At 65.1% G+C, this 18517-nt stretch carries 21 protein-coding genes; 11 read left to right on the top strand and 10 right to left on the bottom strand.

Annotated elements, in window-relative coordinates:
* The first annotated feature begins 6 nt into the window (after window positions 1–6).
* The 4 genes from FJY73_03275 to FJY73_03260 all read left to right on the top strand — a co-directional run bounded on the left by FJY73_03275 (window position 7) and on the right by FJY73_03260 (window position 3589).
* Window positions 7–993 (top strand): zinc-dependent alcohol dehydrogenase family protein, encoded by a 987-nt coding sequence (locus FJY73_03275; protein MBM3319680.1) that lies wholly within the window; start codon window positions 7–9, stop codon window positions 991–993.
* Window positions 994–1108: 115 nt separating this feature from the next.
* Window positions 1109–2047: a zinc ABC transporter substrate-binding protein gene (locus tag FJY73_03270; GenBank protein ID MBM3319679.1), complete on the top strand. Its 939-nt coding sequence runs from the start codon at window positions 1109–1111 to the stop codon at window positions 2045–2047.
* Entirely contained in the window at window positions 2044–2805 is a 762-nt protein-coding gene (locus tag FJY73_03265) for an ABC transporter ATP-binding protein (protein ID MBM3319678.1), read from the top strand. Before FJY73_03270 ends, FJY73_03265 begins: the two co-directional genes overlap by 4 nt.
* Window positions 2798–3589: a metal ABC transporter permease gene (locus FJY73_03260; GenBank protein MBM3319677.1), complete on the top strand. Its 792-nt coding sequence runs from the start codon at window positions 2798–2800 to the stop codon at window positions 3587–3589. Before FJY73_03265 ends, FJY73_03260 begins: the two co-directional genes overlap by 8 nt.
* Window positions 3590–3623: 34 nt before the next feature.
* Here the strand turns inward: FJY73_03260 and FJY73_03255 are convergent, their stop codons facing one another.
* A complete protein-coding gene (locus FJY73_03255; protein MBM3319676.1) occupies window positions 3624–4304 on the bottom strand; it encodes a hypothetical protein in 681 nt (226 codons plus the stop codon).
* Window positions 4304–5014, bottom strand: a complete 711-nt coding sequence (locus tag FJY73_03250; GenBank protein ID MBM3319675.1) for a uracil-DNA glycosylase — start codon at window positions 5012–5014, stop codon at window positions 4304–4306. The genes FJY73_03255 and FJY73_03250 overlap by 1 nt, the downstream gene beginning before the upstream one ends.
* Window positions 5015–5064: 50 nt before the next feature.
* Here FJY73_03250 and FJY73_03245 point away from each other — a divergent pair, with 50 nt between their 5' ends.
* A complete protein-coding gene (locus tag FJY73_03245) occupies window positions 5065–6447 on the top strand; it encodes a hypothetical protein (protein MBM3319674.1) in 1383 nt (460 codons plus the stop codon).
* Here FJY73_03245 and FJY73_03240 read toward each other — a convergent pair.
* Window positions 6440–7018, bottom strand: a complete 579-nt coding sequence (locus FJY73_03240; protein ID MBM3319673.1) for a thioredoxin family protein — start codon at window positions 7016–7018, stop codon at window positions 6440–6442. The genes FJY73_03245 and FJY73_03240 overlap by 8 nt on opposite strands.
* An 86-nt stretch (window positions 7019–7104) precedes the next feature.
* Here FJY73_03240 and FJY73_03235 point away from each other — a divergent pair, with 86 nt between their 5' ends.
* Window positions 7105–7671, top strand: a complete 567-nt coding sequence (locus FJY73_03235) for an HDIG domain-containing protein (protein MBM3319672.1) — start codon at window positions 7105–7107, stop codon at window positions 7669–7671.
* Between the two features lie 60 nt (window positions 7672–7731).
* Here the strand turns inward: FJY73_03235 and FJY73_03230 are convergent, their stop codons facing one another.
* The 5 genes from FJY73_03230 to FJY73_03210 all read right to left on the bottom strand — a co-directional run bounded on the left by FJY73_03230 (window position 7732) and on the right by FJY73_03210 (window position 11357).
* Complete coding sequence (locus FJY73_03230; GenBank protein MBM3319671.1) at window positions 7732–7971, bottom strand: CDGSH iron-sulfur domain-containing protein; 240 nt, start codon at window positions 7969–7971, stop codon at window positions 7732–7734.
* Between the two features lie 32 nt (window positions 7972–8003).
* Window positions 8004–8189: an Arc family DNA-binding protein gene (locus tag FJY73_03225; protein MBM3319670.1), complete on the bottom strand. Its 186-nt coding sequence runs from the start codon at window positions 8187–8189 to the stop codon at window positions 8004–8006.
* Between the two features lie 7 nt (window positions 8190–8196).
* Window positions 8197–9072, bottom strand: a complete 876-nt coding sequence (locus FJY73_03220; protein MBM3319669.1) for an SPFH domain-containing protein — start codon at window positions 9070–9072, stop codon at window positions 8197–8199.
* Window positions 9073–9202: 130 nt separating this feature from the next.
* Window positions 9203–9829, bottom strand: a complete 627-nt coding sequence (locus FJY73_03215; GenBank protein MBM3319668.1) for a cyclase family protein — start codon at window positions 9827–9829, stop codon at window positions 9203–9205.
* A 61-nt stretch (window positions 9830–9890) separates the two neighbouring features.
* A complete protein-coding gene (locus FJY73_03210; GenBank protein MBM3319667.1) occupies window positions 9891–11357 on the bottom strand; it encodes a DUF2779 domain-containing protein in 1467 nt (488 codons plus the stop codon).
* Window positions 11358–11610: 253 nt separating this feature from the next.
* Between FJY73_03210 and FJY73_03205 the strand changes: the two genes are divergently transcribed.
* From FJY73_03205 to FJY73_03190, 4 genes are all read left to right on the top strand, one after another.
* The gene (locus tag FJY73_03205) at window positions 11611–12336 is read left to right on the top strand and encodes a hypothetical protein (protein ID MBM3319666.1); all 726 of its coding nucleotides are present in this window, start codon (window positions 11611–11613) and stop codon (window positions 12334–12336) included.
* A 386-nt stretch (window positions 12337–12722) separates the two neighbouring features.
* A complete protein-coding gene (locus tag FJY73_03200) occupies window positions 12723–13685 on the top strand; it encodes a phosphotransferase (GenBank protein MBM3319665.1) in 963 nt (320 codons plus the stop codon).
* Entirely contained in the window at window positions 13682–14089 is a 408-nt protein-coding gene (locus FJY73_03195; GenBank protein ID MBM3319664.1) for an ATP-binding protein, read from the top strand. The genes FJY73_03200 and FJY73_03195 overlap by 4 nt, the downstream gene beginning before the upstream one ends.
* On the top strand, window positions 14086–14823 hold the full coding sequence (locus tag FJY73_03190) for an NTP transferase domain-containing protein (GenBank protein ID MBM3319663.1): 738 nt from the start codon (window positions 14086–14088) through the stop codon (window positions 14821–14823). Before FJY73_03195 ends, FJY73_03190 begins: the two co-directional genes overlap by 4 nt.
* Window positions 14824–14851: 28 nt before the next feature.
* Here the strand turns inward: FJY73_03190 and FJY73_03185 are convergent, their stop codons facing one another.
* Together FJY73_03185 and FJY73_03180 are read right to left on the bottom strand one after the other, a co-directional pair.
* A complete protein-coding gene (locus tag FJY73_03185) occupies window positions 14852–15673 on the bottom strand; it encodes a class I SAM-dependent methyltransferase (GenBank protein MBM3319662.1) in 822 nt (273 codons plus the stop codon).
* A 225-nt stretch (window positions 15674–15898) separates the two neighbouring features.
* Window positions 15899–17158 carry a S1 RNA-binding domain-containing protein gene (locus FJY73_03180; protein ID MBM3319661.1) on the bottom strand — a complete coding sequence of 420 codons (1260 nt, stop codon included), beginning with the start codon at window positions 17156–17158 and terminating at the stop codon, window positions 15899–15901.
* Window positions 17159–17429: 271 nt separating this feature from the next.
* Here FJY73_03180 and FJY73_03175 point away from each other — a divergent pair, with 271 nt between their 5' ends.
* Window positions 17430–18491, top strand: coding sequence for a hypothetical protein (locus FJY73_03175; GenBank protein MBM3319660.1), 1062 nt, complete (start codon window positions 17430–17432; stop codon window positions 18489–18491).
* The last annotated feature ends 26 nt before the right edge of the window (window positions 18492–18517 follow it).

Below are 18517 nucleotides of genomic sequence, written 5' to 3'. Positions count from 1 at the left end.
TGATCGATGAAGGGTATGGTCCTCGAGAAGATCGGGGCGCCGCTCCGGCTCGTCGATCTTCCCGAACCGTCCCCGGGCTCCGAGGAAGTTCTCGTCCGCGTTCTCGCCTGCGGAGTGTGCCGGACCGATCTCCACATCGTCGACGGCGATCTCGCCGATCCGAAGCTTCCCCTCGTTCCCGGTCACCAGATCGTCGGCGTCGTCGCGGCGCGCGGGGCGCGAGTCGACGGCCTTCGGGAAGGGAATCGGGTCGGAGTTCCCTGGCTGGGGCGTACCTGCGGCGTCTGCCCGTATTGCCGGAGCGGGCGGGAGAACCTCTGCGGCGAGGCGCGCTTCACCGGCTACCAGATCGACGGCGGTTTCGCGGAGCTCGCTCTTGCCGACAATCGGTACTGCTTCCCCATTCCCGAAGGATACGATTCCGTGGAGGCAGCTCCGCTCCTTTGCGCGGGGCTCATCGGGTATCGGTCTCTGGTGAAGGCGGGGGATGCTCGCGCGCTCGGGCTCTACGGGTTCGGCGCGGCGGCCCACATCGTCGCGCAGGTCGCGCGGCACCAAGGGCGCGAAGTGTACGCGTTCACGAGGCCGGGCGACGAGAAGGCGCAAGCGTTCGCGCTCTCTCTCGGGGCGGTCTGGGCGGGCGGCGCGGACGAGAAGCCTCCGGTCCCTCTCGATGCGGCGATCCTCTTCGCTCCGGTCGGCGCGCTCGTCCCCGCCGCGCTCCGCGCGGTCGCCCGCGGCGGACGCGTGGTCTGCGCCGGAATCCACATGAGCGACATCCCGTCCTTTCCTTACGAGATTCTCTGGGAGGAGCGGGAGATCGTGTCGGTCGCCAACCTCACGAGAAGCGACGCTTTCGAGTTTCTTCCTCTCGCCGCGCAAATCCCCGTGCGGGCGCGCGTGCGAGCGTATACGCTTGAGGATGCGAACGACGCTCTCCGCGATCTCCGCGAAGGACGCCTGGAGGGCGCCGCCGTTCTTCGAATCAGCTGATCGGCGGGAAACGGCCCGGGGTCCTCGGATCGCGCAAAGCACGGACGGGACAACGAATCGCGAAACCCCGCCACGCGGTCCGCGAGCTCGGCCCGAGATCTTGCGGGAGACACTAATGAAATCGCTTCTCGGAATCGCTTTCGTTCTTCTTGCTCTTTCCGGAGCTTCCCTCGCGGAGACCCGTCAAGCGGACATCCCGCCGGGTTCCGGCTTCGTTGCGACCATCCCGCCGATCGCCGACATCCTCTCGAGCATCGCGGGAGAGCGGGCGAGCGCGTCGTGGCTCTTGCCGGCCGGCGCGTCTCCCCACACGCACGAGCCGAGGCCGTCCGACATCCGCGGCGTCGAGAAGGCTCTCGTGTTCTTCTATGTGGACCGGCTCCTGGACGGATGGGCAGCCTCGATCCCCGCGAAGAGAAAGGTCCATATCCTCTCGCTCGTTCCCGATTCACTCCTTCTTGACTTCCCGGCGGAGGGAGAGGAAGACGCCGGAGAGAGAGAGGATCATTCCCACGAGCCGACGCCTGGAACGCACGACCATAGCTTCGGAACGGATCCGCACTTCTGGACCGATCCGATCGCCGTCCGCGCCGTCGTTCCGAGGCTGGCCGAGAAGATGATCGAGGCGGACCCGGAAGGCGAAGAGGTCTACCTCGCGAACGCGAGAGCGCTCGAAGCGCGTCTCGACTCGCTCCACGTCGAGATCGAGAGGAGGATCGCCCCGGTCCGCGGCCGCAGGGTTGTCCTCTCGCACCCGTTTCTCTGCTACTTCCTCCACCGTTATGGGATTCCCCTCGCGGGCGTGATCGAGATCGTCGAAGGAAAAGAGCCGACGGCGAAGGACCTCGCGCGCGCGATCCGCGAGGCGCCCCGGAGGAACGCCTCGATGATCGTAGCGCTTCCACAGCTTTCCCGAAGGGCCGCGGACCTTGTCGCGGAGTCGACCGGTCTCTCCGTTCGCGTGATCGACCCGCTCGGCGGAGTCCCCGGGAAGGAAACCTATGAGGAACTGCTCTTCGCGATCGCGGACGGGATCGCGGGAGAGGGACGATGAAACCTCCGGCCGTCGAGGTGGAGGGAGCCGCCGTCCGTTCCGGAGAACACTTCATCCTTGAAGATCTCACCTTCTCCGTCCCGGAAGGGGCGTTGCTCTGCATCGTCGGGCCGAACGGGGCGGGGAAGACAACGCTCCTTCGGGTCTTCCTCGGGCTCGCCTCGCTTCATCGAGGAGCCGTCCGTGTCTTTGGGGCGCCTCCCGGCAAGAACTCCGCGCGGCGGATCGCCTACGTCCCCCAGATCAAGACTCTCGACCGCCGCTTTCCGTCGATCGCGATCGAGCTCGTTCTTTCCGGACTCAAGGGACGCTGGCCCGGGCCGGCGGGCCGAGAGGAACGGGAGAAATCGCTCGCCGCGCTCCGGCTCGTGGCCGCCGAGCATTTGGCCCGGAAGCGGATCGCTTCTCTCTCGGGGGGGGAGATGCAGCGGGTCTACCTCGCGCGGTGTCTCGTCGGAGAGCCGAGGCTCATCCTCCTCGACGAGCCGGTCACGGGGATCGACGCGGTCGGCGAACAGGACTTCTATGCCTGCCTCGAGAAGTACCGGGCCGCGACGCAGGCGACGCTCCTCATCGTCACGCACGATTGGCAAGTCGCCTCGTACCATTCGAGCCACGTCCTCGTTCTGAACCGAAGACTAATCGGGTTCGGTCCCCCCACGGAAGCGCTGACGGAGAAGACGCTCAGCAGAGCGTATGGCCACCTCGGCCACCTGCACGACAAGCTGCGCGGCTCGGGAGGGCCGGCGGATGTTTGAGATGTGGAGCTTTCCGTTCATGCAGAGGGCGCTGCTCGCGGGAGTGCTCGTCGGATTCCTCTCGAGCTATTTCGGGGTCTTCGTCGTGCAAAGGGGTCTCAGCTTTCTCGGAAGCGGCCTCGCGCACGCCGCGTTCGGAGGGGTGGCGCTCGGGATTCTCCTCGGTGTGCAGCCGCTCTGGGTCGCGCTCCCCTTCACCGTTCTCGTCGCGCTCGCCATCACGCTGGTCAGGGATCGGACGTATCTCGCCGGGGACACGGCGACCGGCATCTTCTTCGCGGTTTCCGTCGCGCTCGGGGTTCTCTTCCTCGCCCTCCACCAGCGCTACACCGAAGACGCCTTCGCGCTTCTCTTCGGTTCGATCCTCGCCGTGAACGCGGTCGATCTCTGGATGAGCGCGGGGGTCGCGCTTCTCGCGCTCGCGGCGATTCCATTCTGGGGCCGCTGGGCGTACGCGACGTTCGACCGGGATCTCGCCGAGGCGGACGGCGTGAACGTCCGCAGGGATGACTACGTTCTCTCCTTCCTCATCGCGGTGGCGGTGGTCGTCGCCGTCAAGGTCGTGGGGATCATGCTCGTCGCCGCGTTCCTCGTGATTCCTGCGGCGTCGGCGCGTCTCATCGCCCGCACCTTCTTCGGCATGACGCTTCTCTCCATCGCCTTCGGCGTCCTCTCGACCGCGGTCGGTCTCGCCGTCTCGTATCGTCTCGACGTGCCGAGCGGCGCGATGATCATTCTCACGCAGGCCGCTTGCTTTTTTCTCGCGCTGGCGCTTCGGAGATGAGAACCGCCTCGGGGAGCGGAGTGCGCGTTTCGGACTAGAATGCGCGCTCGATCCCCGCGAGCGCGTGGAAGGCGGCGTTCGGGACGCTCGCGCGTCCGTCAGCGATCGGCACGCGCGCCCACGCGATCGAGAGCTTCGCCTCCGCGGCGAGCCGGAATCCGGCGACAAGTCGGGACTTTCTCTCCGCCGCGACCTGCAGGCCGAAACCCGAAAGGTAATAGCCCTCCCCGAGGATCCCCTCGCCCGGCGGGATGGTTCGACCGCGAACGGTCGTTTCGGGATGAGCAATCACCGGTCCGGCGCCGAGATGAAGGACCGCCGGATGCCCGGACCACGATCTCCCGAGGAGGAGGAAGTTGTAGCCGTGACTGATCTCGAAGCGCTCGATCTCGGGCGGGGGACGACGAAGGCGAAGCTTCTGGTGGACGAGCTCGATCTCCCACGCGCCGCGCGCGTCCTCGCGAGCCAAACGGAGCGAGTAGTAGATCGGCGGTTCGAAGGCGCGCGTGTCATAGCGCGCGGTCAGGCGGATCTCCGGCTCGCCTTCTTGTTCGACGGCGAGGTGGGTCGGAAGGTTGAGGGCGCCGCCGGCGGAGAGGCGCACGGTCCAAACCACCGGTTCCGCGCTTGCGCGGGGCGCAAAGCAGATGAGAAGAACCGCCGTCGAAAGAAGCGACCCGACGAGGAGGATCGGGGAGCCGGCTCGGCTCGGCATCAGCGGATCTCCTCGGCGGCGCCTCGCGCGTGCGCAGCGGCAGCCGCGAGGACCTCGACCAGCATCTGCATCGTCAGACGTCCCGTGAACGTGTTCTGCTGGCTCGGATGGTAGGAGGCGAAGAGCGCGGGAGCTCCGGGAAACCGGAAGAAGGCCCCGTGCGCAAAGCGAGGGGAAGGGATGCCCTCGAGCCGGTCCTTCGTGCGATAGAGTCTGATGCATGATTCGAATGCGATCGCGCCGAGGGCGACAAGCGCCCGCAGACGGGGCATCGACTCGATCGTCCGCACAAGGTACGGAAAGCAGCGCTTCCGCTCTTCCCCGGTGGGATGGTTGTCGGGGGGAGCGCAGTGGACGGCCGCGGTGATCGCGCAATCGAGGAGCGCGAGTCCGTCGCCCCGGCGAATCGAGACGGGCCCGTCCGCGAGGCGGGCTTCGTGTAGCGCTCGAAAGAGGAAATCTCCGGAGCGATCGCCCGTGAACATGCGCCCGGTGCGGTTGGCTCCGTGCGCTCCGGGAGCGAGCCCGACGAGGAGCAGCCTCGCCCGCGGGTCCCCGAAATCCGGGACCGGCTTGCTCCAGTAATCGAAATCACGGTACGCGCTGCGGCGGACGCGGCCGATCTCCACGCAGTGCGCGCGAAGACGCGGACACTTCTCGCAGCTCACGATCTCCCGTTGCAAGGAATCCCACGCCGACCGGTCGTCCATGCGATAAGATTACCCGCAGTTTGTCCGCATGGATCGGAGAATCGGCGCGCATGACCGAAACGAACTCAAAGCCCGCGGCCGAGGAACGACCGGTCACGCAGAGAGATCTCGCGGCGATTTGGTGGCCGCTTGCTGCGAGCTGGCTCATGATGGGGCTCGAGCTTCCCGCGGTGAGCGCCGTCATGGCGCGCCTCCCGGAGCCGAACGTCCATCTCGCCGCTTACGGCGGCGTCGTCTTCCCTATTTCGCTCGTCATCGAAGCTCCGATCATCATGCTTCTCGCTGCATCGACGGCTCTCTCCAGAGACATGGAGTCCTACCTTCGTCTTCGCCGGTTCATGATCCGCGCCGCCCTCACGCTCGGCGCCGTGCACCTTCTTGTTTCCGCCACGCCTCTCTACTCGATCGTCGTCGATCGGCTTCTCGGTGTCCCCGAGGAGATTCGCCGCCCCGCGCGCATCGGCATGCTCATCTTGACCCCCTGGACGCCGATGATCGCCTACCGGCGCTTCCAGCAGGGGCTTCTCATCCGCTTCGGACGTTCGCGAGCCGTCGGGATCGGGACCGGAATCCGGCTCCTCACGAACGTCGTGGTGCTCGCGGCCGGTTACTGGGCCAGAAGCCTCCCAGGGATCGCCGTGGGAACACTGGCGGTGGTCGCGGGGGTGACGACCGAAGCGATCTACGCCGGCATCGTCTCTCGCGGCGTTGTGCGCGGTCCTCTCGCGGAGGCCGTTCCGGCGGCGGATCCGCTCACGCTCCGTCGGTTCGTCCGCTTCTACATTCCGCTCGCGATCACGCCCCTCTTCACGATGCTCGCCCTCCCCATCGTGAGCGCCGCGATGAGCCGCATGCCGCGCGCGATCGACTCGCTCGCCGTGTGGCCCGTGCTGAACGGTCTCGTCTTCACACTCCGATCGGTCGGCTTCGCCTTCAACGAGGTCGTGGTGGTCGCGCTTGACCGGCCGGGCGCGCGAAAGGCGCTCCTCGATTTCACGTTTCTTCTCGCGGGGGCGGTCACTCTCGGGCTCTTTCTCGTGACGGCGACGCCTCTTGGACGATTCTGGTTCGCGAGCGTCTCGGCCCTCGATGCGAGCCTCGTCGGGCTGGCAGAGAGCGCGCTTTGGATCGCCCTTCTCATGCCCGCGTTCAGCGTTCTTCACAGTTTCTTCCAAGGACGCCTGGTGCACGCGCATCGCACGCGGGCGATCACCGAGGCGATGGCTCTCTATCTGGCGTTGACCTCGCTTGTTCTCTGGGTCGGCGTGCGAAACGGAACGGTGACGGGTCTTCAATTCGGCCTAGCGGCCGTGCTCATCGGCAACGCCGCGCATGCCTTCTGGCTCTGGGTAAGGTGCCGGCACATAGGGAAGAGCTCGGCGGGGATCGGCTCGAGCCTCTTTCGGACGATACGGAGAACCGTTTCTATCTAAAATAATCCGGTTCGTTCCCCGGCTTCCATTTGATGTTGCATCCGAGGCTGGGGAGCTGCTCCTCGGAGACCGGATCGCCGCGAAGCACGGCGTCGAGCGCGGCTCGAAGATCCTTGCCCGTCACGGCGACGTCGTTCCCGGGACGCGCTCCATCCATCTGTCCGCGATAGACGAGGCGGCGGTCGCGGTCGAAGAGGAAGAAGTCGGGAGTGCAGGCGGCGCGGTAGGCCTTCGCGACCTCCTGCGTCTCGTCGAAGAGATAGGGGAACGTGTAGGCGACACGAGCGGCTTCTTCCCGCATGCGCTCCGGGCTGTCGTCCGCGTACTTCTCGGCGTCGTTGGAGTTGATGCCGAAGACCGCGATCCCTTTCGCGCGGTATTCGGCGGCGAGCCTCGCGATCTCATGCCGAACATGGATTACGAACGGGCAGTGGTTGCAGAGGAAGATCACGAGAAAGCCCGGGGCCTTTTTCGCGTCGTCGAGCGAAACGAGGTTCCCGTTCGTATCGGGAAGACGGAATGCGGGAGCGACGGTTCCGAGGGGGAGCATGGTGGATGGGGTTCGAGCCATGAGTCCGATTCCTCCTTGTCCGCGAGGGCTTTGTCCGAATCTCGAATATAATGAATGAGACCTGTCCCGGGGAGGGGGAAGAACCGATGACTCGCGAAGAAGCGATGGAGCTCGTGCTCGAGCACACGAAGAACCGAAACCTGGTCAAGCACATGCTGGCCGTCGAGGCGGGGATGCGCGCGTACGCCCGCAGCTATGGAGAGGACGAAGAGAAGTGGGGCGTCGTCGGGCTCCTCCACGATTTTGATTACGAGGAGAACCCGAATCCCGATCGCCTTCCGAACGATCAGCACCCGACGACGGGGGCGAGGATTCTCCTGGAAGCGGGTTGCTCGGACGATATCGTCGAGGCGGTCCTTTCGCACGCGGACTACACCGGCGTTCCGAGAAGAAGCTTGATGGCGAAAGCTCTCTACGCCGTGGACGAGCTGACCGGCCTCGTGGTGGCGGTCGCCCTCGTTCGTCCCAGCCGCAAGCTCGCGGATGTCGATCGGGCGGCGGTTCGGAAGAAGTGGAAAGAGAAAGCCTTCGCCGCCGGCGTGGACCGGCAAGCGATCGTGCGCGGTGCCGAGGATCTCGGCGTTCCGCTCGACGAACATATCGATGTCGTCCTCGCCTCCATGCGGGAGATCGCGGGCGATCTCGGTCTCTGAAGACGATCCCCCGCACCCGGGCGGCCGCGAGAGGAACATCCTTCCGACGGAAGGAGGCTTCTAGCCAAGCGTCCGGTGCGTCCCGTCGCAGGCCGGTGCTTTCCCCGTGTGCTTGCACCGGCAGAGAGCCATCTTCTTCTTCTCCGCGATCTCGATCTTCTTGGGCGCTAAGCCGGTTCCCTTGTGGGATCCGTCGCAGAAGGGCTGCTTCCTCGAGTGCCCGCAGGCGCACCACCAGTAGGTGCCCGGGTCGAGGTCGATCGAGACGGGTGTCTTGTCCGCGATCTTCGGTTCCATCACGGGTTCCTCCTTCTTTTCGGGGCTGCTCGCGGCTACTCGCCGCTCGGTTTCTCGCGTTCCGTACCGCCCCTCCATCCAATTCTTCTCTCGTCGACCGCGCGCTGCAATAGAAACTCGATCTGGCCGTTCACGCTCCGGAATTCCTGGGCTGCCCACCGGTTCAGCTCCTCCAAGAGGTCCGGGTCGATGCGGATGAGAAATGCCTTGCGAGAGGCCATGATTCCCTTAGTGGTAAAGCGTTCCGGCGTTCACGACCGGCGCGGCGGCCGTCTCGCTGCAGAGGACGACCAGGAGGTTGCTCACCATCGACGCCTTCCTCTCCTCGTCAAGCTCCACGACCTTCTTCGCGCTCAGCCGGTCGAGGGCGAGCTCGACCATCCCGACCGCGCCGTTCACGATCTGTGTGCGCGCGGCGACGACCGCGGAGGCCTGCTGGCGCCGGAGCATCGCCTCGGCGATCTCGGGCGCGTACGCGAGGTGGCTGAGGCGCGCCTCGATCACCCGGACCCCCGCGCGCGCAAAGCGCTCGGTCAGCTCGCTCTCGAGAACCCCGTTCACTTGCTCGGTTCCGGCGCGGAGCGTGAGCGTCTCCTCCGCCTCGTCGTCGAACGTGTCGTAGGGATACGATCCCGCGAGATGGCGGACCGCCGCCTCGCTCTGCACGATGACGTACTCCTCGTAGTGATCCACGTCGAACGACGCCCGGTACGTGTCCTCGACCTGCCAAACGACGACGGCCGCGATCTCGATCGGGTTGCCGGCCTTGTCGTTCACCTTGAGCTTGTTGCCGTTCAAGTTCCGCGCGCGCAGCGTGATCTTCCTTTTCGAGTAGAACGGGTTTGCCCACCAGAAGCCGTTCTTCTTCACCGTCCCCGCATACGTTCCGAAGAGGACGAGAACCCTCGAGTCGTTCGGGTTCACGACGAAGAAGCCGATGCTCGCGAGAACCGCCGCGACGAACAAGACGAACGCCGCGATGATGACGGGCGTGCTCTCCGCGGGGATCCCCTGGACGAGCACCCACGTCGCGAGGACGTAGAGCAGGAAGGTCACGACAAGCATCCAGTAGCCCGAGCGGGCGCGAACAGTCTTCTCAGCCATGCTCTCTTCTCCTTTCGTGCTATCGAGAGCGTCCTCGGTTGCTATCGAGAAGATATCATATTGATAGCTCGGTGGCAAGCGAAATCGCCCCCTGAAGGGCTTGGCTCGGAAGTTGTTTTTTTACAATCGGTTATTTCTGAATCAACACCGCGCGCACCGGGCTTGCGTCCCCTCCGAGGATCCGGAGCGGGAGCGCGACGAGGTCGTAGATGCCCTCTTCCGCCCGGGCGAGATCCAGATTCTCGATCCAACGAATCCCCGCCTCGGCGAAGCGGCGGTGAACCGGGAGACCGCCCGCGCCGGGAAGATCGACGCCCGGCGTGTCGATGCCGACGAGGAGGAGGCCGTTCGCGGCGAGGAGGTCCGCGGTCTCCGGCGCGAAGGCGGCGAAGCGCGGATTCCATCGGGAGGGATCCGGATTCGTGTCGGTTCGGACGAGAAGCCGCGGGGGGTCGGCGAGATCGATGCCGGCGAACGTCTCGGGAGAGATCGCGCCGCCTACGCTCGGTCGAGCGCGAAGCACGCGCGCGGGACCGATGAAGGGTTCGAGCGGAAGATCGCCGATTCCGCTCCCTCCCTCCACGACGTGCCGGGGCGCGTCGATGTGCGTTCCGCAATGCGGGCTCAGACTGAGGACGCTGAGATCGACGATTCCCCCGCGCGCCAGGAGTTCCTTCCATTCAAGCGTAAAGGGAGTGTCTCCCGGCCACGGAGCGGTCGCGGGGGAGAGCGGCCTGGTGATGTCGATCACGCGCATCGAATCCCTCCCCGCCCGTGTGCGCTTCGAGCTCGTTCCCGCGGGAAGCCCCGGGCGCGATTCATGTCGCGCTCTCCTCTGTTTGTCGCAGGAGGGCATGGTAGACGTCGCGAAGAGCCAGGGAATCCTGTTCGCAGTAGACCCGAAGGCTCGTCGTGAGACGGGTTCGCTCCTCCTCGGGGATCGTCTCGCGCGTGAGACGGTAGTAGGCCCACACCGCCTCCAGCCCGTCTCCGATCGCCAGGGAATCGTAGCTCCGCCCGGGGACGAGAACGGGCAGGACTGACTTGATCGAAAAGGAGCCGCCGAAGTCGGGATGATAGAAATGCCGCCGAAGAACGGGCAGGAGATCGAAGATCCGCGCATGAAGGCTTTCGAGAGGCGCGCGTAGATCGGGGAATCGCTCGGCGAGTGTCTGGATCGTCTCCTGCTCGAAGCTCGAGTAGACGATCACGCTTCCTTTGCTCTCCGTTTCCCGCAAGAGGGACTCCGCGAACGCGCGGCTCGGGTCTCCGCCGTCGGTCCAGAGGAAGTCGCGGTGTTCGGGGAAGGTGTCCGGGGCCCGGTCAATGTGGCAAGACCATTGGAAAGGGATCAGGTCGTACGGGTGTTGTCCGGTGAAGAGAGGGACAGGGAAACGAGCGGCCTCGAAATCGAGGAAGTGGAGCGGACGGCGAACCGCGCGCGTCAGGGCGGAGCGCGCGCCTCGCTCGGCAACGAGGCGCCGCGAGCGCGTCGCGACGACCTGCCGCTTCTGAACACGGGTGAGCGAAGCGGTCGGCGGAACGGCGGAGAGATCCGCGATTCCCGCGCCGAGGAGCTTCTCGACGTTTCGCCAGCCGCTCTCTCCTTGGTGGAAGTCGAGGACGCTCGGGGAGGGAAGATCGGGCCAGCACGTGTTCCGGAATTCACAGTCTCTGCACGCTCTCCCGAGCGCGGCGGGAGGTTTTTCCGCGAGCCGCGAGAATCGAGCGAGCTCCCTCGCGGCTTCTCGAACCGCCGGAATTCGCTCGCGGGCCTCCGCGTCACAATCGACCCTGCGGAAGATCGTCGGCGATTCGTTCGTCGTCTCGCGGTCGACGAGCATCAGTCCTCCCCTCCCCCGCATGCCGAGGCCGTCCATGACGTGAAGTTGAACGGCGAGGTCGCGGAGATGCTCCTCACGCGTCTCGGTTCCCGACTTGACTTCCCAGAGACGCCACCGATCGCGTCCTTCCCGGACGAGCAGATCGGGCCTCGCACCGACGGAATCGCTGACGAAGGCGGCTTCGTAGAGGACGCGCGATCCGGAAGCGATCGCCCTACGAGTCGCGCGGAGAGCGGCGCCGAAGTCCTTCCCCTCGATCAGAATCCCTCTGGGGAACTCTCTTCTCGCGCGTTCTCCGAGGAGGCGCCCCTGCACCGCGTGCAGCCGGCGCGCGGCATCCTCGCCTTCCTCGCGGGCGCGGGCCGGCTCGGCGTTCGATTCGAAGTACCCGAGGCGGGGGCATTCGAGAAAGGCGAGGATGGTCTTCTTGAAGAACCGCATCGTGTCGGGATCCCCGCGCCGATTCGCGCGCTTCCGATTCTCTCCGTTCGCGGGTCCGCTCGCAACGGTTTCCTCGGGGCGGGCCGACGAACCGCTTCAGTCCTTGTTTTCGCTTGACAGGGATTTCGGGCGAACCTGAGTCCGCTTCACATTCGTTGGTTTGGCTGCGCCGGCGGGCGAAAACCGCGCGGGTGGCAGCGCCGAGTAGACGGCGGGCTGTTGGGACCGCGACCCAGAAGGAGGGTGAACGAGCATGAAGACGTGGGGATTCCCTAGGTTGGCGGTGGTGTTCTTGACCGTGCCGTTTCTCTTCGCCGGTTGCGGCGGCGACGACAACGGGACGAACGAGCCGACGAACCGTGATCCGGTCATCGTCTCCGTGACGGTTTCCCCGGGCTCGGTGACCGCGGGGGGATCGGTCATCATCACCGTGACCGCGACGGATCAGGATGGGGATGCGCTCACGTACAGCTATGTTCCGAACGGCGGTTCGATCACCGGTTCGGGGGCGAGCGTAACGTGGAACGCCCCGACGACCGCGGGCCCGTATTCGGTCAATGTGACGGTGAGCGACGGCAAGGGCGGCACGGCGACCTCGACGGGGAGCCTGATCGTCATCGCAGCCGCGACCGGAATCTCGGGGACCGCGCAGGTAACTGCAGGCGTTCAGGTCGATCTTCGCAACTCACGCGTCGCGGTCTACACGAGCGTCGCCGACTGGGTCGCCGATCGCTACGTGATGACGGTGCCGGCGACTGGAAGCGAGTTTTCGGTATCCTTCACCTTCATCAACATGGCCCCGGGGACCTACTACCTGGATCTCTGGAAAGACATGGACAACGACGGCGTGATCGACGCAGGCGATCTGTTCGGGTTCTACGGACAGGGCGCCTGGCCGAACACAATCAACTTCACGCCGATCACGGTTCTTCAGGGGCAAACGACAAACATCGGGAACATCTTCGTTTTCCAAATCTGATCAGCCGCGCGCCTTCCGCACGTTCTCATGAAGCGGGTGCTCCACTCCGGGGCGCCCGCTTCTCTTTGTGTTCCCGGTACGCAATGACCGGCCGCCCGCTCTCGCAGTTCCGGGCATACTTGGCTACAGCTGAGGGAAACGGGGCTCGCGTCGTTCGCCCCGCGCCGGTCCGCCCCGGCGAGACGATTCGGATTGTGGCGCCGGGTGCTCGATCCGTACGGCCCTGAAGGCAAACGCCCCGAGCAACCGGCTCTCTTGACCCGCCGCCGCGCGGGGCGTAGCCTTCCGTGGAAATCGCGAGGGGTAGCATGGTCACCGCGGACTCTGCAGGGGACGATCTGCGAGCTCTCTTCGAGGCTACGTTCGGCGAAAGAGTCCGATCGTGCGTGTCTTTGCGCGCGGACGGATCGGCCCGGCTTCTTTTCCGACTCGCCGGCGATCGCCGATCGGTCATCGGTGTCCGGCACGAGAATCGAGAAGAGAACGCCGCGTTCGTCGGCTTCTCCCGCCACTTTCGCGCGCTCGGCCTTCCCGTCCCCGAGATCTTCGCGGAGGATCCGGACCGCGGCCTCTACCTGGAAACCGATCTCGGGGACGAGAGCCTCGCGGCGCGGCACCAACGCGCGCGGGAAACTGGGAGCGGCTTAGAATCCGCTCTTTCTCTCTACGAGGAAGTCGTCCGCTTGCTTCCACGCTTCCAGGTGTTCGGCGCAGGGGGTCTCGACCGATCGCTCTGCTATCAGGGCCGCGAGTTCGACGCGGAGGCGATGCATCGGGATCTCGCCTACTTTCGCGAGTGCTTTCTCGATCTCCTGGTTCCCGCCGCCGCCTCTGACGCGCTCGAGGAGGACTTCGCGAAGCTCGCCCGCTTCCTCGACGCCGAGGAACGCGCGTTCTTTCTCTACCGCGATTTCCAGTCCCGCAACGTGATGCTCGTCGACGGCGCACCCTTCTTCATCGATTACCAGTCCGGGCGCATGGGGGCCCCCGAATACGATCTGGCCTCGATTCTCTTCGAAGCGAGGGCAGAGCTCGGCGATTCGGTCCGCGGGGGACTCCTCGATGTCTACTTGACCGAAGCGAGAAAGCTCGTTCGACTGGACGAAGCGCGCTTCCGTCGCTTCTTCCCCGCCTTCGCCGGCATTCGCATCCTTCAAGCTCTGGGCGCGTACGGGAATCTCGGCGTCCGCCAAGGGAAGATTCGTTTTCTCCGTAGCATCCCGGCCGCGCTCGCCAACTTGCGATCCCTCCTCGCCACGCCGGACTTCCCTGTCGACCTCCCCGAGCTCCGGCGTCTCGCCCATTCGTTGGCGGAAAACCCCGGATCTCTGAGAGTCATACCTTCATGAGCGAGACGCTTACGATTCATATCTATAGTTTCTCGTACGTGCGTGGAGGCATCCCGCCGGACCCGACAGGGCACGGGGGGGGCTTCGTCTTCGACTGCCGCGCGCTTCCGAACCCGGGCCGCGAGGAGGCGTACAAGAACCTCACGGGAATGAACGAGGCGGTCTCACGCACTCTCGAAGAGAAGGCCGAGGTGCGCACCTACTGGGAGAGAGTTCTCGGGCTCGTACTCGACGCCGCGGAGGTTTTCCGGGGGCGCGGATTCGAACATCTAAGCGTCGCTTTCGGGTGTACGGGCGGGCAACATCGTTCGGTCTACTTCGCCGAGAGGCTCCGACGCTCTCTCGAAGAGAAAGGATACGCCTGCACGGTCGTCCATCGCGACCTGCCGGAGGGATTGGGATGAAAGCGATGATCCTGGCCGCCGGAATGGGCACGCGGCTCGGCCCCCTCACGAAAGACAAACCGAAGGCGCTGGTGGAGATCGCCAATAGACCGCTTCTCGCGTTGCTTCTCACGAAACTGCGGTCCCAAGAAATCACGGGCGTCGTTGTGAACGCATACCACCGGGCAGACCAGATCGAGAGGTTCGTGAAGGAGGAGGCCTTTCCCGACGGATGGGTCCGCGTTCTGATCGAGGAGCGATTGCTCGGGACCGGCGGAGGCGTGCGCAACGCCGCCCGGCTTCTCGGCGGCGAGGAGCCCGTGCTCGTGCACAACGTGGATGTTCTCAGCAACCTCCCGTTCCGAAGAATCGCCGGCGCGCACGAAGCCGCATCCGCCCTCGCGACTCTTGCCGTCGGGACGCGTCGCAGCGGCCGCTCCCTCGCGGCAGACGAGGAGGGGTATCTCTGCGGGCGATGGGGAGAACCGCCGGTGCGGAGTCCCCGCGGAGAGCTCCGGCGCTTCGCCTACAACGGGATCCAGTTCCTCGCTCGCGGGGCCGCAGCGTCCCTTCCGGGCGAGGGCGCCTTCTCGATCATCGACTCGTGTCTCGAATGGGCCTCTCGCCGGGAGGAAGTGCGCGTCTTCCCGATGGACGATTGGTACTGGGCGGAGGCGGGGACGGTCGAGCGGCTCGAGAGATTGAAGCAGGATCTCGCGCGGCGGGCGATTCCCATCGAGAGCCTTGCCTCGTGATCCGTCTCGCGCGCGTTCCGGATGAGCGTCACGCGCCTATCGCCGACGATCGAACGCGCGGCCCCGCGACGAGGTAGGCAACCCAAGCGGGGTCGTTGACCGGTCGGAGCGCGGGGCGGAAAGCGCCGTTCCCCTCTCCGTCCGCGGAAGTTCCTTCCCAGTAGACCCGGATCTCCTCGAAGCCCGCTTCCCGGAGAAGGTCGCGCGCCTCGGGGAGGGACCAGAGCCTCCAATCGTAGCGGAACGCCTTGCGGATTCGACTCCCGTCCTTGAATCGAAAATGAATGAAGCATCGATAAGCGCCGGTGATGGGATTATAGGCGTCCTGGTCCCAGAGATAGGAAAACCCCGGATGGACGAGCTCCTCGATCTGTGGAATCTGCGCCTCAGGTCCGCCGTAGATGTCGAGGAAGAAGAGCCCTTTCGCGTGCAGCGTGCGGCGGACCTTGCGGAAATAGGAGAGGAGGATCGGCCGCTCCTTGAACGTGAAGTAGGAAAAGTTCATCGCGGTCACGACGTGCGGGCGCGCGCGCGGCGGCGATAGAACGTTGCCCTGATAAAGCCGAACGCGCGGCGCGGCCTTGCCGGCCGACGGGAGATTCCGCGTCCGGGCCCATTCGAGGACCTCGGCGTCGAGATCGATGCCGATCGCCCGGTGTTCCGGGGAGATCCTTACCCAGCGGCAGCAGACGGCTGCGGTTCCGCAGAAGTCTTCTCGAAGAACCGTCGGCTCCGAACGGAAGATGTCGCGATAGACCCGCCGTATGAAGCGGATCTCCTCCGCGGGATCCTGAACGGACATCTCGTAGAGACGATGCTTGTCCGCGGTTCGAGCGGTCGGTTTCGCCATGCTTGTCGCCTCGTGCGAGCGGGACCCCCGTCGACTCCCCGCCCTCGGCCGACTCCCGCAAGGAGCGCTCGGGCGGCCCTCGGTTGAGCGAAGCCTTCTGTCCCGTCGTTCGAACTCCGGTCCGGTCGGTCGGGGAGAATAGCACAACGACCGCGCGAGCGGGAGTGCCCGGGCCGGGAAATGGCGACAGACACGGCTTGGGAGGATGGTGTTTGTCGCGGTCTACTAGCCGAGCGTGTCGTCTTCGTATTTTTCCTTGAGTCGCGCGAGGAGCGTGTCGAGCGATTCGGTAGGAACGGGCTGATCGGGCGCGGGTTTCGCCGGCTCCTCCTTTTTCTTCTGTTTTCGCGCTTCCGCGAGACGCGCCTTCTCTTCCCTCCGCCGGCGCTCCGCCTCGAGAATCTTCCGCGAAAGGGCGATGCGGCGCTTCTCGAAATCGACCTCGATAATTCTCACTTCAATGGTTTGTCCCGGAGAGAGCGCTTCGTTCGGATGGGCGATGTGCTCGAGGGAGATCTCGCTCACGTGGAGCAATCCGTCGATTCCCGGCGCCAGCTCGACGAAGGCCCCGAAGTCGGCGAGCCGCGCCACCCTTCCGGTCACGATCTTTCCGACGGAGAGCGATTCGGCGGCGGCGACCCACGGATCCGGCTCCAGCGCCTTCATCGAGAGGGAGATCCGGCGCCCCTTCTCTCCCTTTTCGATGCCGATAACCTTTACCCGCACCTCTTGGTTTGGGGAGAGGACTTGGGACGGATCCTGAACATGAGCATGCGAGAACTCGGAGACGTGCAGAAGCCCCTCGACCCCGCCGATGTCGACAAAGGCCCCGAAGGGGAGGACCCGAGAGACCACGCCTTGGAAGACCTCGCCCTCGCGAAGACGCGCTTCCGTTTCCTCCACCTTCTTCTTTCGTTCTTCCTCGAGAAGGGCGCGCCGCGAGAGGACGATGTTGCGCCCGCCCCCGTCCAGCCGCACGATGAAGAATGAGAGACGGCTGCCGATGTACTCCTCGGGCTTGTCGCAGTAGGCGATGTCGATCTGCGAGTACGGACAGAACGCGCGGCGGCCTCCGACGTTGATCTCGAAACCGCCCTTGTTCGTCGCTTTGACGATCCCCTCTACGGGGACCTTCGACTCGAAACGCTGCCTAAGGATCTCCTTGCTCAGCGGTCCGCGCTTCCGGCCGAGCGTGAGGACGATCTGCTCCTCGGCCGACTCCACGGTCGCCTGAAGCGTGTCGCCGACCTGATGCCGGAGCTCGCCCTTTTCGTCGCGAAGCTCGCGCGTGGCGATCACGCCCTCGCTTCGGCCGCCGAAGTCGAGAAAGCTCTCCTTCTCGCCGATCGCCACGAGCGTTCCCGTGACGCGATCGCCGACGCGAAGATCATCGGTCGGTGGCGGGGTCGACTGTTCCTCGAGCTTCTTCGCGAAGTCGTCGGTCGAATCCGGAGCCGGATCCGGCCGGTTCTCGGGTGTCTCCATGAAGCTCCTTTCCGAGACATAATGGTACCAAATGCGGGAGGGGAGATGTCAATGCGTGTTCTCGATCGCGTGCGGCCGGCGGGCCCCTGGACCGACCGAACGGGAAGCGGTAAGACGCGAGGATCGCGGGCGCGCGGGCGCGAGGACCGAGAACCGGGGTCCGCAAGCTTCCTTTCTGATTGACGATAAGCGGGAGAGACGTACAATTCGCCCGAAACTCGGGTGCGGTCGTCCCCGACGACGGGGACGGAAGAAAGGGAGGTCCAGGCCAATGAAACGTACTGCGTGGGGGTTCAGTCTTGTTCTTGCGCCGATCGTGGTTCTCGTTCCCCTTCTGATGCTGGGATTCGGTTGCGGCGGCGGCGACGACGACAACCCCGGAGGTCCGAACGGCGGAGGAGTCCCGGCTGCGTGGGTCGGGCTTTGGAGCCAATCGGGCACGATGAAGGATTGTGAAACCCAGACGGTCCTCTTTACTGTTACGGACACGTCGGCGATCTGTCCGAATGAAGAAGACTACGAGGGGATCGAGGACTCGGTCGGTGTGGAGTGCGACTACTCGTGGAGCGGGAACCAGAGGACGGTCCACTGCACCTTCTACGACACGATTCCGGGTCCGTGCTACATGGAGACCGAGATCTCCTACACGGGGACGGTGAGCGGAACAAGCTACGCGTTGCAGGGGACGGTCGAGACCTCGTTCACCGGCGAATGCTCGATCGAAGAGGACGGCTGCATGGAATTCGAGATCTCCGGCCAGCGCATCGGCGATGCTCCCGATCCGTGCAACCCATTCGGGGACGGCTGGGGAGGAAACGGCGGGGGCTCGGGTCGCGAGGGGATCTCCGTGGACATCACCGGAGCGGGGTCGCCGGTCGCCTATCAGGCACCCGACGCGATGTGCTGGGTCGCTTACGACGACGCCACGGACTACTACTTGATCAACTCGACGATGTCCGTCGGGGACATGGCCTACTCGCTGAACTTCGGCGTTCCCGCGGCGGACGGCCCTGATTTCGATCTCTCTACCTCGGAAGTCGCAGGCAAAGTTCAGGTGGTCTTCACGAAGACCGGCACGGGGAGCATGGCCGTGCTTCGAGATGTCCTACAGGGTTCCTTCGTCGTGACCGCGTACGATTCCGAGGCGATCTCGGGGACGTTCTCATTCAGCGGAACCGTGGAGGGCACATTGGGCGGAGGAGCCCCGGCGACTTACTCCTTCCAGAACGGCACGTTCGATCTTTCAGTCGACGTGGCTTCGAAGAGGGGGAAGGCCGAACCTCTGCCGAGCCCCGAGTGGATTCTCGCACACGTCCGGCGGACCGTCTTCTAGCCTCCGCCTCTTGTTCACGAAGCGAG

The organism is Candidatus Eisenbacteria bacterium (assembly GCA_016867715.1).
In the GTDB taxonomy this organism is placed as follows: Bacteria; Orphanbacterota; Orphanbacteria; order Orphanbacterales; family Orphanbacteraceae; genus VGIW01.
This window is presented reverse-complemented; position numbering and strand designations above follow the sequence as displayed.